Raw genomic sequence first — 301 nt, forward strand, 5'->3', positions numbered from 1 at the left:
CCCTCTCCCCAACCCTCTCCCGCCGGACGGGAGAGGGAGCGGGTTACCAGTCGAAACGAGGTCGTCTGAAAACTTTGGGATTTGAGTTTTAGAGAAACTCGCTCCCGATTTTTCAGACGACCTCGTTTATTCAATCAATACAGGCTTAGGATAACCCAAGTAGCGTGGGCTTTGCCCACGAAATCTGCTATCTAAAAATCCAAATCAGACAACAGCCGAATGGGCATCCATTTCGGCATTTATCTCATGGGCAAAGCCCACGCTACGGGTCGTCTGAAAACTGAACTGGCCCCCAAATCTT

The sequence above is a fragment of the Neisseria sp. HMSC074B07 genome (assembly GCF_001810355.1).
GTDB lineage: Bacteria > Pseudomonadota > Gammaproteobacteria > Burkholderiales > Neisseriaceae > Neisseria.